This window comes from Candidatus Rickettsia mendelii, assembly GCF_057543435.1.
The window spans coordinates 1-14,324 of the sequence record NZ_BTGX01000009.1; the positions used below are offsets into that span (position 1 = coordinate 1).

Sequence of the window (14,324 nt, forward strand, 5' to 3'; positions counted from 1 at the left end):
ACTACCCATATGATTTATTGTACTTACAAATGACAGCGCTTGAAATACTTAAAATAATTTCTCTAATATGCAACAAGACTGACTTGATCGCGGAATAACAAAGAAAAATATCAAAACTTAGCAACAAATCCTATATGGCTAAGGCAGTAGGAATATATAGAACTTAGAACGGCATCTTAAAACCAGGTGGCAAATTTATACCGTTTAAAGCACCTGATAAAGAGTTGTGTGAATCCTTATCACATTTTTGTTTTGCATCATTAAAGGCAATTGATATTATTACTATGAAAGCAGGTAATCTAGCAAGAAACATAAAAATAAACTTTTTGCGTTTTTATTTTATCTAAACTTGTAGTATTGTGCTACATTAAGCTTTTTAATTCTAGATTCCAATTTTCGTGAGAGCATGACATAAGAGCTATGTAACAATGTAGTTGTAGCTGAGGCATGACATAGTTTTATTATGCTTTACCAATTTAGACAACAATGCCATTATATTTTGTAATTGGCAAATTGCATTAAATAAGTATAATATAAAACTTTTTAGAGTATTAAGACAGTGTATGAATAAGAAGCTTTATGTTAAGACTTACGGATGTCAGATGAATGTGTATGATTCTGTCAAGATGCAGGACTTACTTTATCCTTTTGGTTATGAGCCTACAGAAAGTATTGAGGAAGCTGATATTATTATTTTAAATACCTGTCATATTAGAGAAAAAGCAGCTGAAAAAACTTATTCAGAACTTGGGCGTATTAAGAAATTGCAAGACACGCGAAAAAAAGATGGTTTAAGCTCTGCAGTGATAGTTGTAGCAGGTTGCGTTGCTCAAGCAGAAGGAGAGGAAATTTTTACTAGAGCTCCTTATGTTGATATCGTTGTTGGTCCGCAATCTTATTATAATTTACCAGAATTAATCGCTAAAGTTGTTAGGCATGAAAAACATTTAATTGATCTTGATTTTGTTGAAGAAGCAAAATTTGATCAATTGCCAGAACAATTACATCCACAAGGAAGCAGTGCTTTTATATCAGTGCAGGAAGGGTGCGATAAATTTTGTACCTTTTGTGTAGTACCTTATACTAGAGGTGCTGAGTTTTCTAGAAATGTAGAGCAGGTATACAGAGAAGCATTAAAGCTTGTGGCAAGTGGTGCTAAAGAGATTATGCTACTTGGACAAAATGTAAATGCTTATCATGGTAAGGGATTAGATGACAAAATATTTAATCTTGCCGATTTAATAAAGCATCTAGCACAAATTCCAAGTTTAGAAAGGTTGCGTTATACTACTTCACATCCGATAGATATGTCAGATGACTTAATAAAATTACACGGCTTGGAGCCTAAATTAATGCCATTTCTGCATCTACCAGTGCAATCAGGTTCAGATAGAATATTAAAAGCAATGAACCGTAAACATAATCGAGATTTTTACTTTAATATAATTAATCGTTTAAGAGAAGCAAGACCAGATATAGTCTTATCTTCTGATTTTATTGTTGGTTTTCCTGGAGAAACAGATGAAGATTTTGCTGATACTTTAGATTTAGTACGTAAAGTAAAATATGGTCAGTGCTATTCATTCAAATATAGCCCACGCCCTGGTACGCCTGGAGCAACTAGAAAAGATCAAGTGCCTGAACATATAAAATCAAAGAGATTAACTATCTTACAAAAAGAACTCTCATCTCAGCAATTAGCCTTTAATAAAAGTTCTATCGGTAAAATAATAAAAGTTTTATTCAGTCGTAATGGTAAATTTGATGATCAAATAATAGGTAAAACACCATATATGCAATCTGTATATATTACGAACTCAAACAAAGATTTACTTGGTAAAATTGTTGATGTAAAAATTACTAAAGCTACAATTAATAGCTTAACTGGTGAAATATTACATTAAAGAATTATGTATAAATATTTATTTTTTTGTCTAAAGATTTTTTTTGTGCTTGCTCTAATAGGTTGTGGAGCTGTAGCATATATAATATATCTTTATTCTAAAGATCTTCCTGATTATTTACAGCTTGCAAGCTATTATCCTCCTTCAGTAACACGTATTTATTCCCGTGATGGCAAATTAATGGAAGAATATGCTTTTGAGCGTCGTGTATTTGTACCAATTAATAGTATACCAATTTCATTAATAGAAAGTTTTATCGCAGCTGAGGATAAAAATTTTTATAACCATCAGGGTATTGATTTATTTGGAATAATTAGGGCAGCGTTTTTTAATATATCGAATTATTTACATCATAGGCGTATGGAAGGTGCTTCTACTATTACGCAACAAGTGGTTAAAAACTTCTTATTAACTAATGAAGTTTCCCTTAAACGTAAGATTAAAGAAGTAATTTTATCTTATATGATCTCAAGAGTATTTACGAAGGATCAAATTTTAGAATTATATCTTAATCAAACATTTTTTGGTTGCGGTGCATATGGTATTGCAGCAGCAGCGCAGAATTATTTTAATAAATCAATAGAAGAACTCACTATTGCAGAATCAGCTTTTATTGCTGCGTTGCCTAAGGCGCCTTCTGATCTTAATCCTGAGAAAAACTATGCTAGAGTCAAAGGGCGCCGTGATTATGTAATAACACGTATGTTTGAAGATGGTTATATAACAAAAGATGCTGCAAAAGAAGCTATAGATAGTCCAATAGTTTTACGCAAACGTGATCGCAATGAGACAGTTACAGCTGATTATTATGCTGAGCAAGTGCGAGAAGAGGTAATTAAAAGATTAAATAGTAAAGAAGAATTTTACACAGGGGGATTTACTATTATTACCTCTTTAGATGCAAAAATGCAACAATTAGCTGAAGACTCTCTAAAAAAAGGTATTAGAGAGTTTGATAGAAAACGTGGTTTTAGAAAACCTATAGCTAATATTTCTACTAATAATTGGCAAGAAGAATTAAAAAAAGTAATACCTCCTACATCACTTTTAAACTATAAACTAGCTGTTATTTTGGAGGTGGCTGATAATTATGCTAGAATTGGTCTTGTTGATGGCACTAAATCACAGATTCCTATTTCTGAGATGAAGTGGGCAAAAGCTAATCTTAAATCAGTTAAGAGTTTGCTTAAAAAAGGAGATATCGTAGCTGTTACAGCTGTAAAAGATTACTATGCTCTTTGTCAAATTCCTGAGGTAAATGGTGCTATTATGGTTATGAATCCAAATACTGGACAAGTGCTTGCAAGCGTTGGTGGGTATGATTTTTATACAAGTAAATTTGATAGAGTAACGCAGGCACTTCGCCAACCTGGCTCTTTAATCAAGCCTTTTGTTTATCTAGCAGCACTTGAAAATGGTGTTAAGCCAAATCAAATTTTTAACGATGGACCTATTGAAATTTCACAAGGACCTGGTATGCCTAGTTGGCGTCCTAAAAATTATGAAGGTAAATTTCTAGGTCAAATTACTATGCGTACCGGGCTTGAAAAGTCCCGTAATCTTGTAACTGTAAGAGTAGCTAATACCGTAGGGCTTACAAAGATCGTCGATATAATTAAGCGATTTGGCATTAATGATGAACCAAAAAAAGTTTACTCTATAGTACTTGGTTCAATTGAAACAACACTTGAGCGTATGACTAATGCTTATGCCATTATTGCTAATGGTGGTAAAAAAGTAAAACCACATTTTGTAGAATTAATTAAAGACCGTAATGGTCAGATTATTTATCGCCGTGATAATAGAAAATGTCTATCTTGTAATGTTTCAGATGCTGATTTAGAAAGTGCAGTATTAGAAATTCCAGCAGAAAATATTTATAGAGTTACAGATGAAGCTAGCGATTATCAAATTACTTCGCTTTTAACAGGAGTAGTAGATAGGGGAACAGCATATTCTGCAAAGAAATTAGGAAAGATTATTGGTGGAAAAACCGGTACTAGTAACGGTAGTAAAGATACATGGTTTGTAGGTTTTACACCGAAAATAGTAGTAGGAAGCTATGTTGGTTATGATACGCCAAGAAGTCTTGGACAAAAGGCGACCGGCTCAACTGTAGTATTACCTATTTTTATTGATTTTATAAGTAATGCTTATAAAGATGAGTCTTCTATCCCTTTCAAGATACCTGATTCAATAAAATTATTAGCTGTAGATAGAGCAACAGGTAAAATTATGCCTAGTGGTGAAATTATTGAGGCATTTAAAGTAAATAATGTGCAAATGTTTGAGAATGAAGATATAATTGATCATCATGACAATATTGATGTTTTTGATTACGTACTAACTATAGATGATCAATCACAGGAGATTTATTAGAGCTCTTGCATAATTGAAGTATTTGTTATTTCTTGAAGTATTTGAAAGAATATTATAAAATCGAAAAGCTTATTAAAATTTAAAGGGATATTATATGCAGATAATAAAAGCTTTAGAACAAATTTTAGCCGATAGTTATGCATTATATTTTAAAACGCAAAATTATCATTGGAATGTAGAAGGGACAGAATTTAGAAGTCTACATTTATTGTTTGAAGAACAATATAAGGATTTAGCAGAAAGTTTGGATGAGCTTGCGGAAAGAATCAGAGTTTTAGGTTCTAAAATTCCTGCTTTATCAAATTTAATAGAATTTGCATCTATAAGTGAACCAAATCCAAATGCAATAGTGAATGAAATGCTTAAAAGTCTAGTGAAAGATCAGGAAATTATCATAGATACGCTATATAAAGGTCTTAAAGTAGCACAAGTGGAAAACGATGAAGGAACTGCTGATGTGATTATTGGAAGGATTAAGATGCATGAAAAGAATAAATGGATGCTGAGAAGTAGTACTAGTTTAATATGAAAATTGCTTGCAACGTTTCTCGGTTTTGATTGTTACATATGTTAATTACATTGTAGTCAGAAGCTGTGAGTGGCTTGCTCTTTTTCGAATTAAACTTGTCTATTTTATTTTTTTTTAATAGGCTTGCTAAATATAAACGAATTGATGGATTGAAATGGAACAATATGATGTAGTTGTAATAGGCGGTGGTCCTGGAGGATATGTCGCAGCAATTAGAGCAGCACAACTAAAGAAAAAGGTTATGTTAATAGAAAAAGAGCATTTGGGTGGTGTATGTCTAAATTGGGGATGCATACCCACAAAATCTTTGCTTAAATCTGCTGAAATGTTTGAGTATATAAAGCATGCTAAAGATTATGGGATTGATACTAAGTCGCCTGAAGTCAATCTTAAGAAGATAGTTGAACGCTCTAGAGAGATTTCAAGTAGACTGGCTGGTGGTGTTAAGCTATTGCTGAAGAAAAGTAAAGTGAACATAATAGATGGAGTAGCTACGCTTGATGCGAATAAAATAGTACATATAAGTTCGCAGGGGAATAAATTATCTATAAAAACAGCTAATATTATTATAGCTACTGGAGCACGTCCTAAAGTTTTAAAAGGATTTGAGCCTGATGGTAAACAAATTTGGACTTCTAAAGAAGCTATGATACCACAGCAAATACCAAAGTCTATTATCATTGTAGGTTCAGGTGCAATTGGTATAGAATTTGCTTCATTTTATAATAGTATAAGTGTAGATGTTACTGTAATTGAAGCTCATACTAGGATATTGCCTGCCGAAGATGCAGAAATTGCAGGAATTGCTCATAGAAGTTTTGAAAAAAGAGGAATAAAAATTATTACAGATGCTAAGTTAATCAAGCAAACAAAGTTAAAAGATAAAATAGAAGTTGAACTAGAATTAGCAGGTAAAATACAGAAAATTCAATCTGAAATCTTATTTATGGCTGTAGGCATTACGGCAAATACAGAAAATTTAGGCTTAGAGAAAACTAAAATTAAAGTAGAGGATGGTTATATAATTACTAACAGATTGATGCAAACTACAGAATCTGGTATTTATGCAATAGGAGATGTAGCAGGAGTACCTTGTTTAGCTCATAAAGCAAGTCATGAAGGCATTATTGCAGCTGAAGCTATAGCCGGTTTAAAGCCACATTCTATTAATAAGCATAATATTCCTGGCTGTATTTACTCTTATCCACAAATAGCGAGTGTTGGTTTGACAGAAGAAGCAGCAAAGGCATTAAATTATGAGCTTAAAATAGGAAGATTCCCTTTTATAGCGAATGGTAAAGCTTTAGTTAGTGGAGATAGTGAAGGGCTAATAAAAACTATATTTGATGCTAAGACTGGTGAGTTACTTGGTGCGCATTTAATAGGTTCAGAAGTTACTGAATTAATTCAAGGATATGTCATTTTTAAAAATCTAGAAGGAACAGAGCTAGATTTGGTTAACACCATTTTTCCACATCCAACTTTATCAGAAATGATGCATGAATCAGTACTTAATGCCTATGATAGAGCGTTGCATTATTAAGTATTAAGAGTTAAAGAAGTGAAAAAAGATCATCTAATTCAAAATTATGCAGTAGCATTATTTAAGAATGCTAGAATAGGTAACATTGAAGAAAAGATATTTGAGGAAATTAAAGCCATAAATTATATTATTGAAGGTAATTTTAAGATTAAAGAATTTTTATCTTCTCCTATAGTAAATAAAATAAATAAAGAACAACTGATTGATTTATTGATAAAAAATACTACAGCAAGTAAAATAGTACAAAATTTTTTGTTGTTATTAGTAAAAAATTCTCGTATGTCAATTTTACCAGAAATATTAAAAGCTTATAACAGATCATTATATGAGAGTAAGAATATAAAAATAGTGCAAGTTATTTCTGCAAGTAAGTTACAACCGCAGGAGCAGGAATGGGTTAAGTCTAAGATAGAAAAGCAATTAAAGCAGAAAACAAAATTGATTTTTGATATAAATTCTACTGTTGTTGGAGGGATTATAATTAGGTATGATAATGTGCTTCAAGATTACTCAATAAAAGGTAGCCTTGATAAAATAGCAAAAATTTTAAAGAATGTTAAAATTGCTGCATAAATTATTATATATATTATGTTATTATGCCTTGATTTTGACTGCAATGTCTCAAAAACAATTTGTAGTGGTATATTTTATTAGAACTAGTGGTCAGAATCGCAGTATGACAATGAGCTTTCTAAGCTGCTCAAGAACACCTACAAGTTCGTTGCATTATGCTATGACACAGTCCATATAGGAGACGTAAATTAAATGAAACTAAAACCTATAGAAGTAACTGAGATATTACAAAAAGAAATAGCAAATATTAATCAGTTAAGTGAACTCGAAGAAATAGGGGTGGTAATAACTGTTGGAGATGGTATAGCTACAATTTACGGTCTTGCTAATGTAAAGTCGGGTGAAGTAATAGAATTTGAATCAGGAGTTAAAGGTCTTGTTTTAAACTTAGAAAATGACAGTGTTAGCGCCGTAATTATAGGCAATGATAATCAAATACAGCAAGGAGATAAAGCAAAAAGAACTAGAGAAGTCTTAAAAGTACCTGTTGGTGCTATTTTACTAGGGCGTGTAGTTGATGCTATAGGTAACCCTATTGATGGTAAAGGTGAGATTGTTACTAAAGAATATAGAAATATTGAGATGAAAGCTCCAGGGATTATAGAAAGAGCAAGTGTTAATGAGCCTGTGCAAACAGGTATAAAGGCTATAGATTTGCTAATACCAATAGGTAGAGGACAAAGAGAATTAATAATAGGTGATAGGCAAACAGGCAAAACAGCGATAGCTGTTGATACTATTATTAATCAAAAACAATCTCATTTGCTAGATAATGAAAAAGACAAAATTTACTGTATTTATGTGGCTATTGGGCAAAAAAGATCAAGTGTTGCTCAAATAGTCAAAAAATTGGAAGCTGCAGGAGCAATGGATTATACTATTATTATTTCAGCTACTGCCTCAGAAGCTGCTGCTCTTCAATTTATTGCACCTTACGCTGCATGTAGCATGGGTGAATATTTTCGTGATAACGGTATGCATGCACTTATTATTTATGATGATTTAAGTAAACATGCCGTAGCATATAGACAAATCTCATTATTACTTAGAAGACCACCAGGGCGAGAAGCATATCCAGGAGATGTATTTTACTTGCACTCAAGATTACTTGAAAGAGCTGCTAAAATGTCGGAAGAAAGAGGAAGTGGTTCTCTTACGGCATTGCCTATAATAGAGACGCAAGCAGGAGATGTATCAGCTTATATTCCAACAAATATTATTTCAATTACCGATGGGCAAATCTTCTTAGAAAGTGAGCTATTCTATAAAGGTATAAGACCAGCTGTTAATGTTGGGATCTCAGTGAGTCGTGTTGGTTCTGCTGCGCAAATAAAAGCTATGAAACAAGTTGCAGGTTCAGTAAAGCTTGAGCTAGCTCAATTTAGAGAGCTTGAATCTTTTGCGCGATTTGGATCAGACTTAGATCCTATGACCAAAGCACAAATCAACCATGGTAAAAAGCTTATTGAGATATTAAAACAAGCACAATACAATCATTTTCCAGTAGAAGAGCAAGTAGTAAGTATTTATGTCGGCACTAAAAAATATCTAAATAACATACCTACTGAGAAAATTAAAGAATTTGAAGATAAATTGCTTACAGAAATGAGAGTAGATAAAAAAAATATTTTCGAGTCAATTAAAAATCAGCAGTGTATAACTGAAGAGACTGAACAAGAATTAAAAACATTCTTAGAGGGTTTTACTAAAAATTTTATTAAACACAGTTTATGTCAAATTTAAAGCAGCTAAGAACTAGAATTAAGAGTGTTAAATCTACGCAAAAGATTACTAAAGCAATGCAATTAGTATCAGCTTCTAAAATGGCAAAAATAAAAAATCAAATAGCTAATTCAAATTTTTATATTGAGGCTATTAGTAAAATGATGTCTACTATATTAGTATCATCTGATATGTATGAGCTATCTATAGAAGAGCAAAAATTTTTTAGTATAGTACCAAATAAAGCAAATTTATTGATAGTTATGACGTCTGAACGTGGTTTATGTGGAACGTTTAATCATAGTATAATTAAGCAAGTTAAGCTTGATATTAAAGATTTAGAAAGTAAAGGAGCGCAAATAAAAATTATTATTATTGGAAAAATGGGTTATAAAACACTAAAAAGACAGTATGCAAGTTATATTGATAGTTATTTTGAACTACCAAAAATACATGATGAGTATCTAATACTTCAAGTAAAACAAAGAATTATGTCGGCAGTTAAAAATTTGGAAGTTAGTAATTGTATTATATATTTTAATAAATTTAAAAACGCCATAATGCAAATTATGACTAAAAAGAAAATTTTACCGGTAGAAAGATATCATGATAACTTAAGTGCAACTGACTCTAACTATATTTATCAATATGAAGGAGAAAATCTAATTTCTAACTTGATTAATTTATATGTGAATTCTCAGGTAAACTATGCTTTATTGCAAAATAGAGCAAGTGAAGAAGGGGCAAGAATGACTGCCATGGAGAATGCAACAAATAATGCTAATGATTTAATAAGTAAGTTAGTTTTAAAACTTAATAGATCAAGACAAGCTATTATTACCACAGAGTTGATAGAAATTACATCTGGTTTGAAGGTGGAAGTGTAGAGTAAGAAAATGTGTTATGCCGTGGTTTGTGGACCATAGCATCTCTGGGAATTATAACTATAAGATGTATTTCTAGATATCGCAACCTTGATACAGAGTCTAGTACAATATGTCATTATTAAGTTATTTTTTAAGATAATATGGCCAAGTTATGGTATGACATTAATGATTTATTATGTTATAGAAAAATATTATCTTAACAAAAGAAAAAGTAATGACAAAAAATATCGGAAAAATTACTCAGATTATTTCAGCAGTAGTTGATGTAAAATTCACAAATAATGCTAAACTACCAGCGATTTTAAATGCGCTTGAGTGCTATAATGATAATCAAAAAATAGTGCTAGAAGTGTCACAACATATCGGCGATGGTACAGTACGTTGTATTGCTATGGATTCAATAGAAGGATTGGCTCGAGGAATAGAAGTAATAGATACTGGTGAGCCTATTCGTATACCTGTAGGAGTTGAAACATTAGGACGAATCATGAACGTTATAGGTGAACCAATCGACGGTAGAGGGAAAATTGAGAGTTCAAATCTTTCTTCTATATATAAGCCTGCTCCAGCTTTTACTAATCAATCAACCGAACTTAATATATTAGTAACTGGTATTAAAGTGGTTGACCTACTTGCTCCTTATACTAAAGGAGGTAAAATTGGATTGTTTGGTGGCGCAGGTGTTGGCAAAACTGTATTAATCATGGAGCTTATTAATAATATAGCTAAAGCTCACGGTGGGTATACCGTATTTGCTGGAGTAGGAGAGAGGACTAGAGAAGGTAATGATCTTTATCATGAGATGATTGATTCTGGAGTTATTAACCTTGAAGAATTAAGAAAATCAAAAGTAGCTCTTGTTTATGGACAAATGAATGAGCCCCCTGGAGCTAGAGCTAGAGTTGCATTAAGCGGTCTTACTATTGCAGAAAGTTTTAGAGATATGAATGAAGGGCAAGATGTTTTATTTTTTGTAGATAATATTTTCCGTTTTACTCAAGCAGGTTCTGAAATATCAGCTCTTTTAGGTAGAATTCCATCAGCTGTTGGATATCAACCTACTCTTGCTACCGATATGGGAGAATTGCAAGAGCGTATTACATCTACTAAACATGGCTCAATCACTTCTGTGCAAGCCATATATGTACCGGCAGATGATTTAACCGATCCTGCGCCTGCTACATCTTTTTCACATTTAGATGCTACAACGGTACTTAGCCGTCAGATAGCTGAGCTTGGGATTTATCCAGCTGTTGATCCTTTAGATAGTACATCGCAAGTACTAGATCCAATGATTGTTGGAGAAGAGCATTATAGTGTTGCTAGAAAAGTTCAGCAGATTTTACAAACATATAAATCACTTCAGGATATTATTGCTATTTTAGGTATAGATGAGTTATCTGAAGAAGATAAATTGATTGTCAGTCGTGCTCGAAAGATACAGCGTTTTTTATCTCAGCCATTTCATGTAGCTGAAGTATTTACCGGATCTGAAGGAAAATTCGTTAATTTAGCTGATACTATTGCAGGTTTTAAAGGACTTATAGAAGGTAAATATGATGATTTACCGGAAACTGCTTTTTACATGGTTGGAACTATAGAAGAGGCTGTAGAAAAAGCTAAAATGCTGAAAGTATAAGCCATGTAATAACCTAAAGACTAGCATTAAAATGAACGAAACAATTAATATTAAAATTATTACGCCTTTAAGTATTATTTTTGAAAGGGAAGTTAAAATGGTGACCTTACCTGGAGAAGAAGGTGTATTCAGTGTATTACCGAGGCATGCTCCTATGATGATTAGTTTAAAAGCTGGTTTAGTAAAAGTTTTTATAGATAATATGCATGAGGTTAAGCTTACATATCTTATTTCTAAAGGCATAACTAAAGTAACGGCAAATTATATTAATATAGTTACAGAAATAGCTATTGATGTTACAAATTTCAGTGAAACGGAAATAGTAAATAAACTCATCAATTTTCAAAAATCTATATAAATCTCTCTTAGATTATATTAATCTGTTTGAGAAAACCACATTTTGGATTAAGCTAACTCTAGCTATTAGAATTTGAGAAGTAAATGTTAAAAGTAAATAATTCAGAATATCTTAAAGAACTATTAGTTGATAATATTTCATACAAAGTTTATGATATAAATAAAGCAGTAAAAGATATTAATCTTCCTTTAGAAAAGCTACCATTTAGTTTAAGAATATTATTTGAAAATGTGCTACGTAATAGCAGTTCAAAACAAAGTTTATTTGCATTCAAAGAATGGCTAAAAACTAGAACATCAGATTCTGAAATAGATTTTATGCCAGCAAGAGTCTTAATGCAGGATTTTACTGGTGTGCCTGCGATTGTAGATCTTGCTGCTATGCGTGATGCAATGAAAAAGATTAAAGGTGATCCTCTAAAAATTAATCCACTTATTCCAGTTGATCTTATAATAGATCATTCAGTAAGTGTTGATTCTTATGCTTCTAGTGATTCATTTGATAAAAACGTACAGATGGAAATGAAACGTAATATTGAACGTTATGCATTTCTTAAATGGGGACAACAAGCATTTAATAATTTTAGAGTTGTTCCGCCTGGCACTGGTATTTGTCATCAGGTAAATTTAGAATATTTAGCAAAAGTAGTGTGGCATAAAGATAGTATAGTTTATCCTGATAGTTTAGTTGGAACAGACAGCCATACCACTATGATAAATGGGCTATCTGTACTTGGCTGGGGAGTCGGAGGTATAGAAGCAGAAGCTGCCATGTTAGGACAGCCACTTACAATGATTTTGCCGGAAGTGATAGGAGTAAAGCTAACAGGTAAATTAACAAATATGGCTACTGCAACTGATTTAGTTTTAACTATTACCGAGTTACTACGTAAGAAAAAGGTAGTAGGTAAATTTATTGAGTTTTACGGTGAAGGTCTTAAAAATTTAACTGTTGCTGACCGCGCTACTATTGCAAATATGTCACCTGAATATGGTGCTACTTGTGGTTTTTTCCCAATTGATCATGAAACAATACAATATTTAAAACTGACAGGTAGAGAGCAACAGCAAGTTAAATTAGTAGAACAATATGCAAAAATGCAAAATCTTTGGTATGACTCTAAACAAGAGGCAGAATATACCGATATTTTAGAATTAGATTTATCAACAATACATAGCGTAATTGCTGGTCCAAGACGCCCACAAGATAGAGTTGATTTAAAGGATATTGTAAGTAATTTTAAACATGAATTATCTTCTCTTGCTTTAAATAATAACACAGATATCAATAAAAAATATAAGATATCAAATCAAAACTACGAGATTGGTAATGGATATGTAGTAATTGCGGCAATTACTAGCTGTACTAATACTTCTAATCCTACTGTTATGATTGGTGCTGCATTACTTGCTAAAAAAGCATTAGAATTTGGACTAACGGTAAAACCTTGGGTTAAAACTTCCTTTGCTCCTGGTTCGAAGGTTGTAACAGAGTATTTAAGGCTTAGCGGTCTTGATAAATATTTGGATCAATTAGGTTTTAATTTAGTAGGGTATGGCTGTACTACTTGCATTGGTAATTCTGGTCCTTTAAACGCTGAAATAGAAGAAGCTATTAATAAAAATCAGCTAGTTGTTGCATCTGTTTTATCTGGTAATAGAAATTTTGAAGGTCGTATAAATCCACTTACTAAAGCTAGTTATCTTGCTTCTCCTATTTTAGTAGTAGCATATGCGCTTGTTGGTAGCCTTAATATTGATTTAACAAGCACACCTTTAGGTAAAAATGATAAAGGAGATGATATTTATTTAAAAGATATTTGGCCCCATAAAGAGGAGATAGATGAAGTAATTGCAAATTTTATTAATTCTTCTCTATTTATAGAGAAATATTATGATATATTCACTGGAACAAAAGAATGGAAGGATTTGCAGATTAATAGTAGTTCTACTTATTATTGGGATAAAAACAGCACTTATATTAAGAATCCACCTTATTTTAAAAATATAGGTAATAGGAATAATATAAAAGATATAAAATCCGCAAGAATTTTAGCAATTTTGGGAGATTCTATCACTACTGATCATATTTCTCCAGCAGGAAATATTAGTAAAACTAGTCCAGCAGCTAAATATTTAATGGATCATAATATAGAGTCTGCTGATTTTAACTCTTATGGGGCGCGACGAGGTAATCATGAGGTAATGATGCGCGGAACATTTGCGAATATTCGTATAAAGAATGAAATGTGCCTTGGTGTTGAAGGAGGTGTTACTATAAATCAATTAAATGCTACGCAACAAACTATTTATGATGCAGCAATGGATTATAAAGCTCATAACGTACCAGCAATAATTTTTGCTGGTAAAGAATATGGTAGTGGTTCATCAAGGGATTGGGCAGCAAAAGGTCCGCAGTTACTCGGTGTAAAGGCAGTAATAGCTGAAAGTTTTGAAAGGATACATCGCTCAAATTTAGTTGGTATGGGTGTCTTACCATTAGTTTTTACAAAAAATATGTCGCGGTTAGATTTAAAATTAGATGGATCGGAATCTATTGATATTTTAGGCTTAAATGATCAAGTAAAACCTTATAGCTCACTTAAATGTGTAATAAAAAAACAAAATGGTGAGAATAGGGCAATTGATTTAATATTGCAAATATTTACAGATAATGAGATAAATTATATAAAGTATGGCAGTATTATGCATTTGGTATTGGATAGTTTAAAACATAGTCCTTAATGTTATTCCTGTATATGCTAGCAGAAATGACATAGGTTAGGTAATC

General features: G+C 32.0%; 10 protein-coding genes and 1 pseudogene. 10 read left to right on the plus strand and 1 reads right to left on the minus strand.

Annotated features, from left to right (window positions below; translation table 11 throughout):
- Positions 1-163: 163 nt before the first annotated feature.
- Positions 164-280 (minus strand): annotated as a pseudogene (locus tag AC27F4_RS01235) (YbaB/EbfC family nucleoid-associated protein); the annotation flags it as partial.
- A gap of 283 nt (positions 281-563) precedes the next feature.
- Here AC27F4_RS01235 and miaB point away from each other — a divergent pair.
- The 10 genes from miaB (at position 564) to acnA (ending at position 14,278) form a co-directional block, all read left to right on the plus strand.
- Positions 564-1,904 (plus strand): tRNA (N6-isopentenyl adenosine(37)-C2)-methylthiotransferase MiaB, encoded by a 1,341-nt coding sequence (gene miaB / locus AC27F4_RS01240; RefSeq protein ID WP_487061298.1) that lies wholly within the window; start codon positions 564-566, stop codon positions 1,902-1,904.
- Between the two features lie 6 nt (positions 1,905-1,910).
- Complete coding sequence (locus AC27F4_RS01245; protein ID WP_487061300.1) at positions 1,911-4,283, plus strand: penicillin-binding protein 1A; 2,373 nt, start codon at positions 1,911-1,913, stop codon at positions 4,281-4,283.
- Positions 4,284-4,377: 94 nt separating this feature from the next.
- Positions 4,378-4,812: a Dps family protein gene (locus AC27F4_RS01250; protein WP_487061302.1), complete on the plus strand. Its 435-nt coding sequence runs from the start codon at positions 4,378-4,380 to the stop codon at positions 4,810-4,812.
- Between the two features lie 154 nt (positions 4,813-4,966).
- Positions 4,967-6,355, plus strand: a complete 1,389-nt coding sequence (gene lpdA, locus AC27F4_RS01255) for a dihydrolipoyl dehydrogenase (RefSeq protein WP_487061304.1) — start codon at positions 4,967-4,969, stop codon at positions 6,353-6,355.
- Positions 6,356-6,373: 18 nt separating this feature from the next.
- Positions 6,374-6,928 (plus strand): ATP synthase F1 subunit delta, encoded by a 555-nt coding sequence (gene atpH, locus AC27F4_RS01260; protein ID WP_487061306.1) that lies wholly within the window; start codon positions 6,374-6,376, stop codon positions 6,926-6,928.
- Positions 6,929-7,120: 192 nt separating this feature from the next.
- A complete protein-coding gene (gene atpA / locus AC27F4_RS01265; RefSeq protein WP_487061308.1) occupies positions 7,121-8,671 on the plus strand; it encodes a F0F1 ATP synthase subunit alpha in 1,551 nt (516 codons plus the stop codon).
- On the plus strand, positions 8,659-9,537 hold the full coding sequence (atpG, locus tag AC27F4_RS01270; protein WP_487061310.1) for an ATP synthase F1 subunit gamma: 879 nt from the start codon (positions 8,659-8,661) through the stop codon (positions 9,535-9,537). The genes atpA and atpG overlap by 13 nt, the downstream gene beginning before the upstream one ends.
- A 214-nt stretch (positions 9,538-9,751) precedes the next feature.
- The gene (atpD, locus tag AC27F4_RS01275; RefSeq protein ID WP_487061312.1) at positions 9,752-11,176 is read left to right on the plus strand and encodes a F0F1 ATP synthase subunit beta; all 1,425 of its coding nucleotides are present in this window, start codon (positions 9,752-9,754) and stop codon (positions 11,174-11,176) included.
- Positions 11,177-11,207: 31 nt separating this feature from the next.
- Positions 11,208-11,534, plus strand: coding sequence for a F0F1 ATP synthase subunit epsilon (locus AC27F4_RS01280; RefSeq protein WP_487061314.1), 327 nt, complete (start codon positions 11,208-11,210; stop codon positions 11,532-11,534).
- 83 nt (positions 11,535-11,617) lie between these two features.
- Positions 11,618-14,278 carry an aconitate hydratase AcnA gene (acnA, locus tag AC27F4_RS01285; protein ID WP_487061316.1) on the plus strand — a complete coding sequence of 887 codons (2,661 nt, stop codon included), beginning with the start codon at positions 11,618-11,620 and terminating at the stop codon, positions 14,276-14,278.
- Positions 14,279-14,324: the final 46 nt, after the last annotated feature.

Bases quoted from the DNA above. Each gene is read 5' to 3' on its own strand.
- miaB (WP_487061298.1), top strand. From the start codon at position 564: ATGAATAAGAAGCTTTATGTTAAGACTTACGGATGTCAGATGAATGTG.
- AC27F4_RS01245 (WP_487061300.1), top strand. From the start codon at position 1,911: ATGTATAAATATTTATTTTTTTGTCTAAAGATTTTTTTTGTGCTTGCT.
- AC27F4_RS01250 (WP_487061302.1), top strand. From the start codon at position 4,378: ATGCAGATAATAAAAGCTTTAGAACAAATTTTAGCCGATAGTTATGCA.
- lpdA (WP_487061304.1), top strand. From the start codon at position 4,967: ATGGAACAATATGATGTAGTTGTAATAGGCGGTGGTCCTGGAGGATAT.
- atpA (WP_487061308.1), top strand. From the start codon at position 7,121: ATGAAACTAAAACCTATAGAAGTAACTGAGATATTACAAAAAGAAATA.
- atpG (WP_487061310.1), top strand. From the start codon at position 8,659: ATGTCAAATTTAAAGCAGCTAAGAACTAGAATTAAGAGTGTTAAATCT.
- atpD (WP_487061312.1), top strand. From the start codon at position 9,752: ATGACAAAAAATATCGGAAAAATTACTCAGATTATTTCAGCAGTAGTT.
- AC27F4_RS01280 (WP_487061314.1), top strand. From the start codon at position 11,208: ATGAACGAAACAATTAATATTAAAATTATTACGCCTTTAAGTATTATT.
- acnA (WP_487061316.1), top strand. From the start codon at position 11,618: ATGTTAAAAGTAAATAATTCAGAATATCTTAAAGAACTATTAGTTGAT.